The sequence below is a fragment of the Paenibacillus sp. FSL k6-2145 genome (assembly GCF_037976585.1).
Taxonomy (GTDB): domain Bacteria; phylum Bacillota; class Bacilli; order Paenibacillales; family Paenibacillaceae; genus Paenibacillus.
In genome coordinates, this window is record NZ_CP150267.1 from 5,526,183 (window position 1) to 5,543,365 (window position 17,183).

General features: G+C 45.2%; 15 protein-coding genes. 12 read left to right on the forward strand and 3 right to left on the reverse strand.

The window, feature by feature from the left end:
• The first annotated feature begins 43 nt into the window (after positions 1–43).
• The 6 genes from NZ043_RS24475 to NZ043_RS24500 all read left to right on the forward strand — a co-directional run bounded on the left by NZ043_RS24475 (position 44) and on the right by NZ043_RS24500 (position 4,449).
• Complete coding sequence (locus tag NZ043_RS24475) at positions 44–835, forward strand: MerR family transcriptional regulator (protein WP_339309458.1); 792 nt, start codon at positions 44–46, stop codon at positions 833–835.
• A complete protein-coding gene (locus tag NZ043_RS24480) occupies positions 832–1,479 on the forward strand; it encodes a GNAT family N-acetyltransferase (RefSeq protein ID WP_339309459.1) in 648 nt (215 codons plus the stop codon). The genes NZ043_RS24475 and NZ043_RS24480 overlap by 4 nt, the downstream gene beginning before the upstream one ends.
• Positions 1,466–2,485, forward strand: a complete 1,020-nt coding sequence (locus tag NZ043_RS24485; protein WP_339309460.1) for a CocE/NonD family hydrolase — start codon at positions 1,466–1,468, stop codon at positions 2,483–2,485. Before NZ043_RS24480 ends, NZ043_RS24485 begins: the two co-directional genes overlap by 14 nt.
• Positions 2,486–2,699: 214 nt before the next feature.
• Positions 2,700–3,263: a GNAT family N-acetyltransferase gene (locus NZ043_RS24490; RefSeq protein WP_091030368.1), complete on the forward strand. Its 564-nt coding sequence runs from the start codon at positions 2,700–2,702 to the stop codon at positions 3,261–3,263.
• A 61-nt stretch (positions 3,264–3,324) separates the two neighbouring features.
• On the forward strand, positions 3,325–3,630 hold the full coding sequence (locus NZ043_RS24495) for a hypothetical protein (RefSeq protein WP_339309461.1): 306 nt from the start codon (positions 3,325–3,327) through the stop codon (positions 3,628–3,630).
• 249 nt (positions 3,631–3,879) lie between these two features.
• Entirely contained in the window at positions 3,880–4,449 is a 570-nt protein-coding gene (locus NZ043_RS24500; protein ID WP_289392616.1) for a hypothetical protein, read from the forward strand.
• 543 nt (positions 4,450–4,992) lie between these two features.
• Here NZ043_RS24500 and NZ043_RS24505 read toward each other — a convergent pair.
• Positions 4,993–6,486: an alpha-N-arabinofuranosidase gene (locus NZ043_RS24505; protein ID WP_165980277.1), complete on the reverse strand. Its 1,494-nt coding sequence runs from the start codon at positions 6,484–6,486 to the stop codon at positions 4,993–4,995.
• 225 nt (positions 6,487–6,711) lie between these two features.
• On the opposite strand from NZ043_RS24505, the gene NZ043_RS24510 reads away from it, so the two are divergent.
• The 5 genes from NZ043_RS24510 (at position 6,712) to NZ043_RS24530 (ending at position 13,626) form a co-directional block, all read left to right on the forward strand.
• On the forward strand, positions 6,712–7,644 hold the full coding sequence (locus NZ043_RS24510) for an ArsR family transcriptional regulator (RefSeq protein ID WP_133384811.1): 933 nt from the start codon (positions 6,712–6,714) through the stop codon (positions 7,642–7,644).
• Positions 7,645–7,874: 230 nt separating this feature from the next.
• Positions 7,875–8,723 carry a PRD domain-containing protein gene (locus tag NZ043_RS24515; protein WP_339309462.1) on the forward strand — a complete coding sequence of 283 codons (849 nt, stop codon included), beginning with the start codon at positions 7,875–7,877 and terminating at the stop codon, positions 8,721–8,723.
• A 158-nt stretch (positions 8,724–8,881) separates the two neighbouring features.
• A complete protein-coding gene (locus NZ043_RS24520) occupies positions 8,882–10,819 on the forward strand; it encodes a beta-glucoside-specific PTS transporter subunit IIABC (protein WP_339309463.1) in 1,938 nt (645 codons plus the stop codon).
• 42 nt (positions 10,820–10,861) lie between these two features.
• Positions 10,862–12,328, forward strand: a complete 1,467-nt coding sequence (locus tag NZ043_RS24525) for a family 1 glycosylhydrolase (RefSeq protein WP_339309464.1) — start codon at positions 10,862–10,864, stop codon at positions 12,326–12,328.
• A 173-nt stretch (positions 12,329–12,501) separates the two neighbouring features.
• The gene (locus NZ043_RS24530) at positions 12,502–13,626 is read left to right on the forward strand and encodes a phosphotransferase (RefSeq protein ID WP_339309465.1); all 1,125 of its coding nucleotides are present in this window, start codon (positions 12,502–12,504) and stop codon (positions 13,624–13,626) included.
• 98 nt (positions 13,627–13,724) lie between these two features.
• On the opposite strand, the gene NZ043_RS24535 is transcribed toward NZ043_RS24530, so the two are convergent.
• Positions 13,725–14,555, reverse strand: a complete 831-nt coding sequence (locus tag NZ043_RS24535; protein WP_339309466.1) for an AraC family transcriptional regulator — start codon at positions 14,553–14,555, stop codon at positions 13,725–13,727.
• Between the two features lie 197 nt (positions 14,556–14,752).
• On the opposite strand from NZ043_RS24535, the gene NZ043_RS24540 reads away from it, so the two are divergent.
• Positions 14,753–16,159 (forward strand): glycoside hydrolase family 4, encoded by a 1,407-nt coding sequence (locus NZ043_RS24540; protein ID WP_339309467.1) that lies wholly within the window; start codon positions 14,753–14,755, stop codon positions 16,157–16,159.
• An 87-nt stretch (positions 16,160–16,246) separates the two neighbouring features.
• Here the strand turns inward: NZ043_RS24540 and NZ043_RS24545 are convergent, their stop codons facing one another.
• Positions 16,247–17,134 carry a LysR family transcriptional regulator gene (locus NZ043_RS24545; RefSeq protein ID WP_133384815.1) on the reverse strand — a complete coding sequence of 296 codons (888 nt, stop codon included), beginning with the start codon at positions 17,132–17,134 and terminating at the stop codon, positions 16,247–16,249.
• Between the last annotated feature and the right edge of the window lie 49 nt (positions 17,135–17,183).

The window sequence follows — 17,183 nt, forward strand, 5'->3', positions numbered from 1 at the left end:
GACCTAAGGTTTATGCTATGTGCAGGAAGAAGCGAAGGTAGGGATGACAGTGAATGCTGAAATTACAATTAGCGAATTGGCCAAGCTGATGCACGTATCGGTACATCAAATTCGTTATTTTGAGGAAAAGGGAGTGTTGCATCCAGCTTACACAGCTGATAATCAGTACCGAATGTATGGCATGGATGAAGTGTACAGGCTTGCCCATATTTTATTGCTGCGTAAGATGGGGCTGTCCGTTCAAGTGATCAAAGAATGTCTTACACGTCTGACTCCCGAAGAGATCACACTGCTCTTTCATCAGGCATTGACCGATACCAAAGCCGAGATTAAGAAACTTCAGGAGACCAAGCATTTTATGGAGAAGTTATTGGAGGAAAAAGCACATCTTGCAGATCCGGTGGAGACAGCATATAACATCATTCAGCGCGAAGCCACGCCGCTATCGCTATGGTTTGAGATGGAGGCTACTGCCACGCTGAATGCGCAGACACTTGTACAGCACAAAGGCAAGATCACCAATCTGTTTGAAGCAGATCTCCATTATGTCTACGATTCGTCCGGCCTCGTAGGCATGTACACTCCCACTCAGGAAGGAATGCATCATCTGATGCTGCCAGCGGGTACGTATCTCTCCTGTCATCTTTTTGTGGAAAATGAAGAACAACTGGTTGCTCACATTCAGTATTTTTATGCTAACGCTGAAGAGGTGGGATATGTCTGTCAGGGGCCACTACTCATGGTGGAAAAATCGTATTTATCGTTGTTCACACCCGACAAGCTTCATTATGAATTACTGTCACAGATCATAACAGAACAGGAGGTTGCCTTATGACACATCTCGTTCAGATTGAACGCATCCAGCCTGATCGTTACAAAATAGCCAGCGAACTAATGGCTTATGGATTTGGACATAAATTCCAGAGATCCACTTCAATGTCCTTGTCAGATCTGGCTACAGCCTTTGAGCAGATGCTGCATCATGTTCCCCAAGATACTGGAAATCTGCGCGTGGTCGCACGAGAAGACGATGTTATTGTGGGCACGATGTCGTTGAAGTGGAAGCAAGGCTCTCATGAACAGATCGCTGGAAAGGTGAGAGGTTCCCAGGTCTGGGACGCTTGCAATCACATCGGCGCTTGGAGACGCCTTCTGATGTTAACGGGAATTCATTTGCTGAAACACGAACCTGTGACGCAGGAATGTTACATCGAGGATATCGTTGTGCATCCACAACATCAGAGCAAGGGAATCGGCAGACAATTACTCGCTTGGGCGCAGCAATACATGCTGCAGTCCCCGCAGATGTCGTATCTCAGTCTGCATGTGGCAAGTCACAACCTGAAAGCCATTCAGATGTACGAACGTCTGCAGTTTCACACACAAAACAGTACAAAAAGCTGGATGACCGGCATGCTTCTCGGTGAACAACAGTGGAATTATATGACCCGCAAAGGAGAATATCATGCTTCAACGTAAAAGAATCTGGATTTCACTACTCGTCTTCATTTTATTAATTGTTGGTACAGGAACGTACATAATTGTGCAACAGGACTACAGTATGGTCGAACAACACATCGAAATTCAAACCCCACAAGGCAAACTGACAGGCACACTGTCTCTGCCTGTGAACGAATCAGGCAAGCTGGGACTCGTGCTTTTCATCCATGGTGATGGTCCAATTGATTCGACACATAGCGATGGATATAAGCCATTGTGGGAGCGTCTTGCTTCCATAGGATACGCTTCGTTGTCGCTGGACAAACGCGGCATAGGTGGTTCTGAAGGAAACTGGCTGAATCAAAGCATCGATGATCGCGTAGTTGAAGCCGAGCAGGCTATCGCTTGGGCGAAAGAGCAACCGATGATTGATGCTTCCAAAATTGGTGTATGGGGAGCGAGTCAGGCGGGGTGGGTCATTCCCAAGCTTGCAGGCAAGGAAAATCTCGCATTTAGTATTCTTGTTTCTCCAGCGATCAATTGGCTGAGACAGGGAGAATACAACACACGGAGTCAAATGGCCCAGGATGGATTTTCGGCCACTGAGATACAAGCACAGGTGGATTACGATAACAAGATCAATGATGTGTTGAAACGTCATGGTTCTTATGAGGAATACATTAGGCTTGCTCGTCAAGGTGAGGAGAAGATGAACAAGGATCGTTGGAACTTTGTGAGTAAAAACTTCACAGTGGATGCAACGGAGGATTTGCACAATTTCAAAACACCAGTCCTGCTATTGCTTGGAGAAGATGACGTCAATGTCGATATCAAGGATACCGAGCGTGCATATCGTCAGGAAGTCAAGCCGTCGTACTTGCTTCACAAGAAGATTTTTCAAAATACGGAGCATTCGATGCTTCCTACATCCATTGCAGGCTCGGAATGGAGAATAGGGCTGAGATTCCTGTTTGCTCCAAGAAGTATTACCACCGCTGGGTATATGGACGAGATTGAACAATTCCTGACCAAATTGGCGTTATAAAGAGAACAGGTTGAGCACCGATTTTATATTCAAGTCGCTATTATCGCGTTCTTTTATTCATTTCATTCGATGTTAAAGGTTTGGTTGGCGATGATATCGGTATTCCTTCCAATGGAACGACTGAAATTCTGTTCTCGCCGCATCCGATTCAATCGGAAGGAATATCTCTTACATGTCTTGAAGTCAGTATAATAAAATTCTGGAGGCGAACGAGATGCTGGAATTAGAGTTTACTACTATAGAGGAGTGGGATGAAGCAATGTGGGCACGGATGGAGCGGATCTATCATGAGGCCTTTCAAAGCGGTGCGAAGACAAAAGTGATTCTGCGCAGTATGCTGGACCGAGGGGTTGGTTATTTACACACGGGCGTGCATCAGGGAAAAGTGGTTGCAATGGCTGTTACTGGACTGGAGGGGAAGGCTGTGGACCGCATTCTGATCATTGACTACCTCGCAGTTGATCAGAAGCTGCGCGGGTTGGGCATAGGAACCTGGATGCTGGAGCAGCTCAGAGCCTGGGCATTAAGGGAACATGAGATCAAAGGGATAATTATCGAGGCGGAGTCCGGGACAACGGGGGCTCATCAGGAACGCATTCAGTTCTGGCAACGCAACGGATTCATTTTGACCTCCTATGTCCATCAATATAGAATGGTGCCAGAACCATATCAGGCAATGATGCTGCCACTGGACAGAAGCACGCATGTGCCTGATGATGGTGAGGCACTGTTTCGTTATATCAATGCTTTTCACAAGGTTGCTTACAGAAAGAGTTAGGCCCCTCAAACTATTTCACAATGAAGACGGGCAGAGTGAACAGGCCAGGGAACACCTGCTTTTGATTAAAAAGCAATGGATGCGATATGCGCTGCTTGCAGAAATTGAACGCAGATTGGGTCATCGCGAGCGAGCAATTCAGTATGCTCAGGAAGCTGTGAATGCCTCGAACGACGTCGAGCGTTATATGCTGGTAAAGAGTAGGAAAGATATAACGCCGCACCTGAACTTATCATACATACGTCACCGGATCACGATGAATGAAGATAGAATACATTTGAATCACACATTGTGGCTTGTGGAGAAACGATTTGGACTCAAAACAGAGCGAAGTCTGCACCGGCTAAATTACGTGCGACTGAATTAAATGAAATAATGAGAGAACGGAGCATATACGGAGGTTGAGGTAGGAGATGGCAAAGGTTCCACAAAGCAATCTTTCCATCAATAATTACTCCAATCTAAAAATTTCCAGCATTATCTCGTTGCTGTGTATTTCTATCCAATGAAGCGCTGGTCATTTTTCAATTTCGGCACACGGATGTACTATTCGCACAGGCAAGTCGTCCACCCATTGCGTAGACTGAAGTAGATCAAGTCAAGTGAGGTGAATTCCATGGCTAAGACCAATGAAATACACGTCAAGGCAAAACGGTTCAAAGATCGTCCAGTCTGCGTGACTCTTCATAATGGGGAAACGTACGTTGGCTACATCTCTGGTGTCAACCCCACAGGCTTAGTGATTACCGGGGGCGGAAAACTTACTCAGGCCGCAATCACAGCACCCTCATCTGAAGGCAGTGCTCGCAAAACCAAACCTAAAGCAGGGGCTACGAGAAAAACAGCATCCTCTCGGAACCGTAAACGGGGGAACAGCACTCGTAAGTCGCAGGTGCGATCCCGGTCGATGTCTCGTTCAACGTCTAGGCAAGCCCAGGTATCATCTTTCATGCCTATGCTAGGTTCATTGTTAGGTGGCTTTGGCGGTGCAGGCTCGATTGGAGGTATGTTAGGCGGTGGTATGCGGTTGTTTGGCATGATCCAGAAATTTACACCTGTGGTCAAAATGGGGTATGGCATGATTAAGCAGATTCAGCCATTTATGGGGGCAGTTCAAGGGTTGATGACTCCAGCAAGCCAAGCTGCGGCAGAAGCCGAAGGTGAAGAGGAAGCACAACAAGGTTAATACTTGAAATGAATTCGTGAAATAGAAAACAACCTTCGTTGCATTTGGGAAGGAAGGATTGCTAGTGTAATGGGTGATCTGATCTCTTTCTGTTCTGTTCCTTATCTTCTTCGCTGTTCTGTTTCAGCTTCTTCGCTAGATGCTTAACTGCAAGCTGCTCTCCGTACGGCAAACGGAGGGTGGCTTATTTGCTTATGCTGTATATGAGGTTCGAACCAGCTCGATTTCGCATGATTGCTCAGTGCTAACGAACCTCAGAAACCTTATTCGGGTCAATATCAAGCCATTAAAATTCTAACGAACATGACAAACCCTATTCGCTGCAAAATGTAAGATATAGTGTGAAAAAGGGGCTGGTTCTGCAGCATAGCTACTCCTGTGTTCGTTAGAATTAAAATCCGCGCCAAACGTCTAACTTTGCAACCATGTAGTTCGGCCGACCACTGTCATACAGCAAAAAGCACCGCGCGCTGGGAGCTGCACGCGGTGCTTTTTGCTGTATTGCAGAGTGGAAACCGATTCTATTCCGCTGTTATTAAGCCTTTATGCCTGTTTGGTTTTGAGGCGAATCACGTTCCATGATGCTTTGTTCAAGACTGCTTGCACTTTACCCTGGTCAACCGTTGTATATCCGCCGTTGTGAGGAACAACGTTACGTGGGTTTTCTTTGGTATTAGTGGCTTTCAAGTCGTTGTTCTCCAGTACGATATGCTCCACGAATGTCGTTTCTCCGAAGGAACGCAGGTCCACATTCAGTTCCATTTGCTCATCCAGATGTCTATTCACCGCAAAGATTGTGATTGTGCCGTTCTCTTCATCATGCACACTGATTGCTTCGAGATAAGGCACATCTGTAAAGTCTTTGGAATCATATTTAGGTGAAGTTGTGATGGATCGCAACACCGTACCACGTCCGAAGTTGGATGCATGCATGAACGGGAAATAGGTCGTCTGGAACCAGATCGCTCCGTTGTTCTCGGTCATGATTGGTGCAATGGTGTTAATCAACTGAGCAAGGCAAGCCATTTTTACACGGTCGGCGTGCTTGAGTATGGTAATCAGATAACAGCCCACGGCTAGTGCATCTTCATGCGTGTATACATCTTCAAATTCAGGAGGAGCAATCTGCCAGCGTTCTTCCATACGGCTTGTGCCAATGGATTTCCAGACATTCCATTCATCCAGGGACAGCATCAATTTTTTCTTACTGCGTTTTTTGGCTTGTACAAAATCACAGATCGAAGCAACACTATCAATAAATTGATCCAAATCCAGCGATGTCGCCAGGAAGTCATACGTGTTGTCTTTGTTGTTGTTGTAATACTGATGCAGGGACAAGTAGTCCACATTTTCATAGGTGAGATCCAGCACGGTTGCTTCCCAATCTGCAAATGTACTCATGTCACGGCTGGAACTGCCGCAGGCCACAAGCTCGATATCCGGGTCTACCCATTTCATCGCTTTAGCGGTCTCATTGGCAATACGGCCATATTCATGTGCGGTCATCGCACCAATCTGCCAAGGGCCATCCATTTCGTTGCCTAGACACCACGTTTTGAATTTATGCGGCTCCTTGTAACCATGAGAAATACGCAGATCACTCCAGTATGTGCCAGATGGGTGGTTGGTGTATTCGACCAGGTTTCTGGCCGCATCAATGCCGCGAGTACCCAGATTTACAGCCATCATGACTTCGGTTCCAACCAGTTTGGCCCAATCTGCAAATTCGTTTGTTCCTACCGCATTTGTTTCAATCGTCCACCATGCCAGTTCAAGTCTGCGTTTACGCTCCGCTACCGGACCGACGCCGTCCTCCCAATTGTAACCGGATACGAAATTGCCGCCCGGATACCGAACGATGGGTACGTTCAGAGCCTTGATCGCTTCAATGGCGTCCTGACGGAAACCTTGAGCATCTGCCGTAGGATGACCTGGATCATAAATACCGCCGTATACGGCCCGTCCCAGATGTTCTATAAATGAACCATAGACACGTGGATCTACTTCAGCAATCTGAAAGTCTTTATCAATAAGCATTTTGGATGTAAGCAATGGGAAAACCTCCATAGAATTAATTTTAGGTGTGTAATAAACTTTATTTCGAGATGAGTTCGCATAAAAGCAAAATCAACGGATTGATTTGTTATCTAATGTGTATCATAATGCTATTATATTGAGCAAGTTCATTTCGCAGGGTTCGCTAAAAAACGAATCCTAAATCAATAATATATTGAATTCTATAGAGATAAGGAAGTGAAGGTCATGATGCTTGGCACGGATGCCCCGTCCTTGATCATATATGAGGCGCTCGCCAGTGAGGCCCGTTTAAATATCGTTCGTTTATTATTGCAAAACAGGGAGATGCATATTAATGCGCTTGCCAAAGAGCTGTACCTGAGCAAAGCCATCGTTAGTACACATGTAAGCAAATTGCAGAAAGCGGGCATCGTAGGCAGCCGCATGAAGCGCGAGAACGGTGGAACGTATAAATACTGCTTTATTCTGCAAGAATTTATGACTATCAATCTTTCTCCTGACCCAGTAGATGCTCCTTACCATGAAGTCTCTATTCCGGTTGGTCAGTATACGGATTACGAAGCTTGGCCCACCTGTGGCATTGCAACAACAACGCAAATGATTGGACAATATGACACACCAGCCTGCTTCATGGATCCGGATCGGGTGAATGCGGGAATCCTTTGGATGGCACGAGGTTTTCTGGAATATAAGATTCCCAATTATCTCAATACAGAACAGCATCTCCAGGAAATTGAAATTTCACTCGAACTCAGTTCGGAAGCACCCCAAGTCAATGAAAACTGGCCTTCCGACATTCGCTTCTCACTTAATGGCAATCACTTGGGAACATGGACAAGCCCAGGGGACTTTGGGGATCGGAAAGGCAAGCATACACCGCTATGGTGGAAATTGGACGTCAACCAGTATGGTGTACTGAAAGTACTGCGCATTAACGGAGAAGGGACGTTTATGGATGGCCAGCGCATCTCGGATGTGCGTATCCATGATCTGCAACTGGATTCTTCCACCTACTGGACGTTTGGATTGAAGCCGGAAGAGGGAGTAGCTGGCCGAGGTGGGCTTACCCTGTTTGGCAAAGGTTTTGGCAACTATGATCAGGATATCCTGATTCGGTACTATTATAATGCTCAGGAAAACCAAACTTCGGATGAATAGGATATGCGATTTCATGTTAGTTTATATAGAGGTAACCTCCATATGAACGAAGTGCATAACAATTCCAGAGTAATGGTATTGACAACGATTACATGGCTGGTATAGAATACAGCTAAATAAGGAGTGTCACTGATTCGATCAGGCACCACCACAATCTGGATTTCACAAGTTTGTTTGACTTGTGTTCTGGATCATGGTGGTGCTTTTTGTATATTGGGGGTGAGAACATCATGAGGTTCAAAAAATCGTTAAACAATAACATCGCCCTGGCGGAAGACACGGAAGGTTGCGAAGTCATTGTCATCGGAACGGGTGTTGGCTTCAAAAAAATGAAAGGACAGCCGATTGAGCAGAGCCAGATCCAGAAAATGTTCAGAATCGGCTCGAATGACAAATATCAGCGAGTCGAGCAATTTCTCAGCGATATCCCTCTGCAAGTCATCGACATTACGGATCAGATTATTGAAGAAGGCAAGACGCTGATTGGAAAAAAGCTGAATGACTCGATCCTGTTAACACTGGCGGACCATATTCATTTTGCGCTGGATCGTTTCAAAAAAGGCGTGGATGTGCAAAATCCGCTTCACTGGGACATTCGCCATCTATATCCTGCCGAATACCGTGCCGGAGAATGGGCAGTTCAAAAAATCAATGAAGCTTTTCTGGTCTCACTGCCATCTGGTGAATCAAGCTCTATTGCCCTTCATTTCGTGAACTCTCAATTCGACTCGGGCAGCATGAACCAAACAATTAAAATTACACAGATGATTAACGACATTATAGGGATCATGACGGAACATTTCGGAATGGTACTGAATCAGGAATCTGCTGATTTTTCCAGGTTCATCACCCATCTGAGATACTTCATTGTACGTCAGTTGAACCGGGAAGTGCTCTCTTTTAAAGATCAGCAATTTCTATATGATGTATTGTCGGAGCGATATCCTATCAGCTTCCAATGCGCACTCAAAATAAAGGAGGCGATGGAGAGGCAACGCGGATTCGTGATTACTCCCGATGAGATGGTATATCTCATGATACACATCGAGAGAGTGACATCCCGTACCGATATGGATTAATCTCAATACAACCTGTTTGAAGTTATACCATCATCAATATGAATTGAATATGGAGTGTTACTGATTCGATCAGGCACCACCAAATGTTTCCGACTCCGCATCTGCGGCGGGCCGGTAATACATTTGGTTTTTTTTTCGCCAAAAAAGGAGGAAGCATCATGAATCACCGGGAGTTGTCCAAAGAAATTATTCGATTAACGGGCGGACAGGAAAATATTACGCAAGCTTGGCATTGTATCACACGACTTCGCTTCAATGTTCGAGAGCAAAACAAAGTTCAATTGGAACAGATCAAAGCACTCGATGGCGTGCTCGGTGCACAGTTTCAGAACGATCAGTTTCAAGTGGTAATTGGTAACCAGGTTGCAGCCGTATATGAGCAGATCGAGGATCAGATGAAGCATAGTGGCATATCAAAGCCTGAAACAGACGCGCCGCGCTCTAAAGGGATTAATGCTGTTTTGGATACAATCTCCGGCATTTTTACTCCGATTCTGCCTGCCATCGTAGGTACCGGGATGTTAAAGGGGATTCTGGCACTGCTCGTTACACTTGGCGCGATACAGGAGAAAAGCGGTGAGTATCAAGTTCTGTCCTCAATCGCTAATGCGGCCTTTTATTTCTTGCCTTTCCTTCTGGCTCTATCATCTGCCCGCAAGTTCAAAGTGAATGAATATATCGCCCTGACGCTTGCAGGTACTTTATTGTATCCAACGATTCTGAATGCGTATCTGGCAAACCAGCTTGAACCAATTCGTTTTCTCTCGCTGCCCGTGTCCATTGTGAATTATACCCAGTCCGTTATTCCCATTATTCTGGGTGTGTGGCTTCTGAGTTATGTACATCGCTGGGTCGATCGTTTTATTCCCGGTCCTGTCAAAGTCATCTTTACCTCGATGATTGTGCTAGTCATCACGGTGCCAATTCTATTAATTGCGATTGGCCCCCTAGGGAATTACATGGGCATCTATCTGGAAATGGGTACTTCCTGGCTCTTTGCCCATTCAGGTCCGTTAACCGGCATTATTCTCGGCGGCCTCATGCCTCTGATTGTTATGACGGGTATGCATTATGCGTTCTTCCCAGGCACATTGCAGAATCTGAGCAAACTTGGATATGACGTGCTTTTGCTACCGATCAACCTGATAACCAATATGAGTCAGGCTGGTGCAGTCACGGCTGTTTTCCTCAAGACCAAAGATAAAAAAATGAAATCCATTGCTTTATCCAGTGGCATATCAGCCTTGCTTGGTATTACTGAACCCGCACTGTATGGTGTCACCTTGAAGCTGAAAAAACCGTTTTACGCTTCACTCATTGGTGGGGCAGCAGGAGGTGGCTTTATTACCGCAGTGGGTCTGAAATGCTTCGGTTTTGCTGTACCAGGATTGCTTTCACTTCCGTTATATATTGGCCCGAATGGTGGCATGTCCAATTTCTGGTATGCATTAATCGGAATTGGCATCAGCTTTAGCGTTTCTTTCGTAGTGACTTTGCTGCTCAAGTGGGAAGAGCCAAATACACGCAATTCCGCCATGTCCGACTCAGCACAAACATTAACCGAACAGGAACTGAATACAACTACTGCCTTTTCTCAAGAAACGGTGACACCTGTCACAGTACATTCCATCGAGGAAAAGAAGGGGGAGGTGTTCAGCCCGCTCACTGGTGAATTGGTGCCGCTCGCAGAGCTTCCAGATCAAACGTTTGCTGAGGAAATGACCGGGAAAGGTATTGCAATTCGTCCGCAGGATGGACGTGTTACAGCTCCTTTTGACGGAACCGTCACGTTGGTTGCCAAAAGTAAACATGCGATTATGCTGACCTCATCCAGTGGAATTGACATTCTCATTCATGTTGGACTAAACAGCGTATCGCTCAAAGGGAAATTTTTTGACGTGAAGGTTGTTGCTGGACAAGAAGTGAAGAAGGGTGATTTACTTCTGGAATTTGATATGGATGGCATTCAGGGTGCGGGTATTGACCTTGTGACACCAGTCATCGTAACCAATACGCCGGATTACCTCGATGTAGTACCTGTTCAGGTGAAGGGGGTGATTCCAATGAATGAATTGCTTCTCCTCACCGTTAGTTAACAGCTTCATGAATACCATACACAAAAAAAGGAGAGAAACAACATGACAAAAACAATTAAACACTCATTTCCTAAAGGATTTTTATGGGGCGGAGCTACCGCTGCCAATCAGCTGGAAGGTGCATTTGACGCAGACGGCAAAGGACTCTCTACCTCAGACATGGCTCCATTCGTTCCTCATGAGGAGCGCAATGGCAAGGATTTCACCTTCGACGTCGATTCTGTTCAATTGGAAGAATACCTGAGCGGTAACACCAACGTATATTTCCCGAAACGGAACGGCGTGGATTTCTACCACCGCTACAAAGAAGACATTGCCTTGTTTGCGGAGATGGGCTTCAAAGTGTTTCGTCTTTCGATCGCCTGGACACGGATCTTCCCTACAGGAGAAGAAGCCGTTCCCAATGAAGCTGGTCTTGCCTTCTATGATAACGTGCTTGACGAACTCTTGAAATACGGCATTGAGCCGCTCGTAACGATCTCTCACTACGAGATGCCCGTAGAGTTAACCCGCAAGTACAACGGCTGGGAAAGCCGCGAGATGATCGATCTGTATCTGAAATTTGCCAATACGCTGTTTGACCGTTACAAAGACAAAGTGAAATACTGGATTACCTTCAATGAAATGAATATGATGCTGACAAGTCTGTATACTGGCGGCGGCATTCTGGAAGATAAAATTAAGGGTACACCAGAGCAAGTAGCCTATCAGGCAACTCATCATCAATTTGTAGCAAGCTCACTGGCTGTCAAAAGTGGTAAAGAGAAGATGCCAAATGCTCAGATTGGTTGCATGATCTGCCGTCTGGAAACGTATGCTGCTTCTAGCAAACCGGAAGATGTGTTGCAGACGATGAAGGAAGATCAGATGAACCTGTTCTACCCAGAGGTGCAGGCACGAGGCGAATACCCATCCTATATGCAAAGATATTTTGAGGAAAACGGCATTGAACTGGTTAAAGCTCCTAACGACGATGCCATTATTCGGGATAATACCGTGGACTTTATTGCTTTCAGTTATTACATGACGTATATCGGAAAATATGACCCCAATGACAACAGCAACTCTGGTATGCTGGTAAGTCAGATCAAAAACCCTCATCTGAAAGCTACCGAATGGGGATGGCCTATTGATCCGATTGGTCTTCGCGTCGCCCTGAACCGATTGTATGATCGTTACCGGATGCCGCTCTTCATCGTTGAGAACGGGCTGGGTGCTATCGACACACCTGAAGAGGACGGGGCAGTGCATGATCCTTATCGCATCAATTACTTGCGTAGCCACATTGAACAGATGAAAGAAGCTGTCGCTGACGGCGTTGAATTGATGGGTTTCACTAGCTGGGGACCTATCGATATCATTAGTTGCTCGACTTCTGAAATGGGCAAACGTTATGGTTTCATTTATGTAGATCAAGACAATGCCGGCAATGGTTCATTGGAAAGAACCCGCAAGGATTCCTTCTACTGGTACAAACAAGTTATTGAAACGAACGGAGAAATCCTATAATTATACAAAATTCTTACACGCCGCCCGTATGGGCGGTTCTTTATTTTACACTAGTAAAATCAGGGATAATTATGTAAACTTGTGATATTCAAACAAGAGGAGTGAATTCAATGTCTAACAAGGTGATTATGCTTTAGGTTCACAAAAGGATATTTGCGTTACAGAGATTCCTTTTGTGGACATTGCAGTGCGGGAAACCGTCCAAACAATGTTTACTGGAGGAGATTATTATTAATTTTAACGAAGCTGTTATCATCAGCAATACGCATGTACTGGCATTGGTATCCGAGTTGTTTGACCTGGAGGGTTACAATATTCAGCTTATTCCGCCTCATGAGGGTGGACGTAATGTCGTTTACACATGCGAGCAAGAGGGGCGTGAATCGCTAATTTTACGGGTGTCTTTTTTGCCTGACAGAAAGCGGGAAGATTACATTGCCGAACTGGAGTATGTCCGGTATCTGTTTGAGCACGGTGCAAGTGTCTCGAATGTAGTTAGCTCGAAAAAGGGCTTTTTGTTAGAAGAGATCACTTATGATGAGCATACATTCTTTGTATGTATGTTTGTGAAGGCCAAGGGAAAGTTGCTGGTAGAGAACCATTATCAGTATCGTGAAGGGGTCCCACTTACCGAATACTATTATAATAGCGGTAAAGTTCTGGGGAAAATGCATCAGCTATCGAAAGGGTACACTCCCGTTCATCGCCGGCATCATTTGATTGACAATTACAGCGGTGAATATATCGATAACCTGGTACCTGAATCATTCCCTCTGCTTAAGGAGAAGATGGTTGAGCTCCTGAATACCTTACAAGGTTTGGATACAAACCAAGAGACATTTGGCATGATCCATTTTGATTATAACGATGGGAATTACTCGATCGATTTTGATACCGGACAGATCACCGTGTATGATTTTGATAATTCATGCTTTGGTTGGTATATGTATGATCTGGCCGATCTATGGACACACGGAGTCGGCTGGGTTCAATTTGAGCCGGATGCGGATAAACGCAGACATTTCATGGATGACTATTTTCAAAATGCCCTCGCTGGATATACTTCCGAGACCAAGATCGAAGATTCGATGTTGGAGAAGCTGCCTTTATTTATTCAAGTTACTCTCTTGGAGAATATTCTAGGTCAATTTGAGGAAATGCAGCGTGCTGGCGAAGAACCGGAAGCTGACGAAGCACTGTTGTATCTCATTAAATGTCTGGAAGAGGATATACCGTATAAAGGATTTTTCCATGAGATGTATTCCACTGAAGCTCCTTTTGAGTATGAGGGACGCTGAAGGGACCTGTACGTAAACTAAACCCTGAATAACCAATGATTCATCAAGTATGGAGGCAGCCGGATCGACCGGTTGCCTCTTTGTTTGTCTGCGGCATGTTATTCAAATTTGGAAGGAGGCACGTTGTAGAATTTTTTGAATGCTTTGGAGAACGTAAAGGGATCGGGATAACCCAGAAATCCGGCAATTTGCTGGATCGTATATTTTTTCTCGTACAGATAGTCTCTGGCCCGGTTCATTTTGATCTGATTGATATACTGCCCAGGTGTTATACCGAGAATTTTTTTGAACAAAGAAATAAAATATTTCTCAGAGACGCCGGCAATATCTGCAAGTTCGTTAACTCGGATGGCACGATGCAGATTCTCATCCACGTATGAGAACACATTCTGTAGAACCTCCAGACTTCCTTCGATTTTCCTCAGTTTCCGGTCTTTCAGAAACTCACCGTGATATAAGCCTTGCCCGTGTAATTCCAAAATTTTGGCGATGACGAGAAGCAGAGAGGCTTTCAAGTAAAGTGGACTGGCGGAAGCGCCGCTACTCTGCTTGAATCTTCGATAGGACGAGGTGAACAGCGTTGATTCCTCTCGAATCAGATTACCAGGTACAATGCCCGGGAGATGAAACTCGCCGAGAATTCTTTTTTGCTCAGCGATGCTGAAATCAAAGTGCATGTAAACGAATCGGCAAAACTCTCCGGTCGTGGAAGCCATATAGGGCATATCCGGATAAAAAAACACCACGTCACCCGGTTCTGCCATATGCTCGATTCCATCGATGGTAATCTGGACGGAGCCTGCTGTAATGAACCACAGATCATAATCGGAATGAGACTTGTGCTCTGTCCAATTACTGTCGTGCGTTTGTTCCAAATAAGAGCTCATGCGAAGTGTGATATACTCTGAAAGTTCGTCGATTACACTCATATTTACAGTTCCGGCATGCATCTAACCAAACTCATTCCTCTCTACTTTATGACATCCTTTATTTTTCACTATCATATCAAAGGAATTATCTCTTGTTAACTACCGTACGATATGACATGTATTGAAAACTATCACACATTCCGATTCCAGCCCACCCACCTATAATGAATTTATATCGTTACGAGGAGGGGTTATTGATGAATGCTACAAGTACACAGCATCCAAAGGTAGTTGTTATTGGGGCGGGCAGCCTGTTTTTTGGTCGGCAGTCCATCTGGCAGATGGTACACTCCCCATATTTGAATCAGGGAACGTTGGCTTTGGTGGATACGGACGAGGAACGGCTCTCGAAAATGGTAAAACTAGCGGAAATGGTCGCCAAGGAGAACAACGTCTCCCTAAAGATTGAGGGTTCAGTGAACCGAAGACAGGTGCTTCCGGGAGCCGACTTCGTTGTGCTCAGCTTTGCGGAAAAATCGGTGAAATATCGGGGCATCGACTGCCAGGTTTCTCTAAAGTATGGGATTCGCATGTGTTCTGGCGATACGATTGGCCCGGGCGGAATCTTTCGCGCGATGCGGGAACTGCCGGTTATTATGGAATGCGCCACAGACATTGAGGAGTTGTGTCCGGATGCTTGGGTGATCAATTATATTAACCCGTCTACCGTTCATGGCATCGCATTACATCGATATGCTCCGAAGCTTAAATCGTTTGCGCTGTGCGATAGTCATCATATGCCGCATAAGAAAGCCTATTACGCCGTAAGAGCGGGTATCATTGGAGACAATAGCCAGTTCACTGAGGAGATCAACCAGAAATTCGATTTTCGCATCGCGGGTGTCAATCATTTCACTTGGCTGCTCAAAGCCGAGTATGGAGGAAAAAATGTGATGCCCACGATCGCAGAAGCCATGCGCAAGATGGCAGGTGACGAGAATAACGGCGGTGATCGCGGCGCAAAAGCTCTTTTCAACGATGCAATTACCTATGAACTATATAATATTTTTGGAATCATTCCCACTTGTACGGCGCATACGAAGGAATACGTTCGGTTTTGGCAGGGTCTTTGCAAAACTGCGGACACCATTCCTCCATTATCGATCTGGGAGACAGAGGACAGATATGAGCGTCACGACGAAATGTGGCGTCAGGTGGATGACTTTCTTGCAGGGAACATCCCGATTGCCGATTACATGAGCACCTTCGGACCAGATCATGCGACTGACATCATTGAGAATATGGTGGGGAACTTGGGCAAAAAGTTCTTCATCAATACGCTCAATCAAGGCGCGGTAACCAATATGAATAACGATTCGTTCCTAGAACTACTGTGCGATGTAGATATGGATGGAGTGAAGCCACTCCATGTAGGCGAGATGCCTCGCGGAATTAGAGGTATGCAAGAACTTGTACTGGATACGCATGAGCTTACGGTTGAAGCTGTTCTGGAACAGAGCTACGAGAAGCTGAGAAGGGCGATGCTCACCGACCCGCTGGTAAGTTCCATCAGTGACGCGGACAAGATCATCCATGAATTGTTGGAACTGGAGCGTAAGATGATTCCGGACGTTTGGTACAAGGATAGACTGCAGTATAGCTAAGAACGATAACGACAAAAGACCATGTCGGTTCCTTCCAAGGAACTAACCTGGTCTTTGTTTTTATCGTTTGTCATGTATAAAGAAATCCTATTCCACTTTAAACAAGCCAGCATGGTCTTCATAATACGAAGTAATAAAATTACGAAATTCTCTTACAGCAGGAGATAACCATTTTTGTTTGACCCAGGATAGGCTAATGGGATATATAGCTGAATCATCTGCAATTTTTACATAACGTAACCCTAGTGTTCTACATACGGAGATCGGAATTAATGCAACACCCTGATTAAGGCTGATAATTTCAAGCAGCGTATGAGAATCGACCTCAAATGCATGATTGGGGAGGAAGCCTGCTTTTTCACAGAGCATGGTGGTAAATCGGCTGTACTCCTTATTATCGGCAAGGGAAATAAAGGGATCATTTGCAACAACACTTAATGAAATGCTTGTCTTTCCACCGTATGCATGGTCCGTGGGCACAACCAGAACAATATCCTCCTCAACCAGGACAACACTCTCAATCTCCTCATCCTGAATCGGATGCCCCGTAATCCCCAGATGCGTGTCCCCTTTCTTCAAACCTGTAATAATTTCACTGCGGGTTCCAATACCCTGATGAAGCTTGGTTTCGGGGGAAGCGTTAATATAGTCACTAATGAGGCCAGTGAGAAATCGGGTATTCGTAATTGAGATCTTGATTGTATTGGATATTTGCTGTTCCTCCGCTTTAATCTCCATCTCTGCATTTTCAATTTCAATAAAAATCCGGTTTACATGCTTCAATAAAATCTCACCTGAGGAATTCAATTGAATGTTTCGTCCTCTCCTATGAAATAGGGGGGTAGCCAGTTCATCCTCAAGTCTTTTAATCGTCAAGCTTAGGGAAGGTTGAGCGATATTCAATTGTGCAGCTGCCTTGGAGATATGTTCAGTATAGGCAACGGTCTGAAAGTATTTGAGTTGAAGCAATTCCATTCAAGCGCACTCCTTATTTATTCTGATAAATATATATAGTACTTATTAT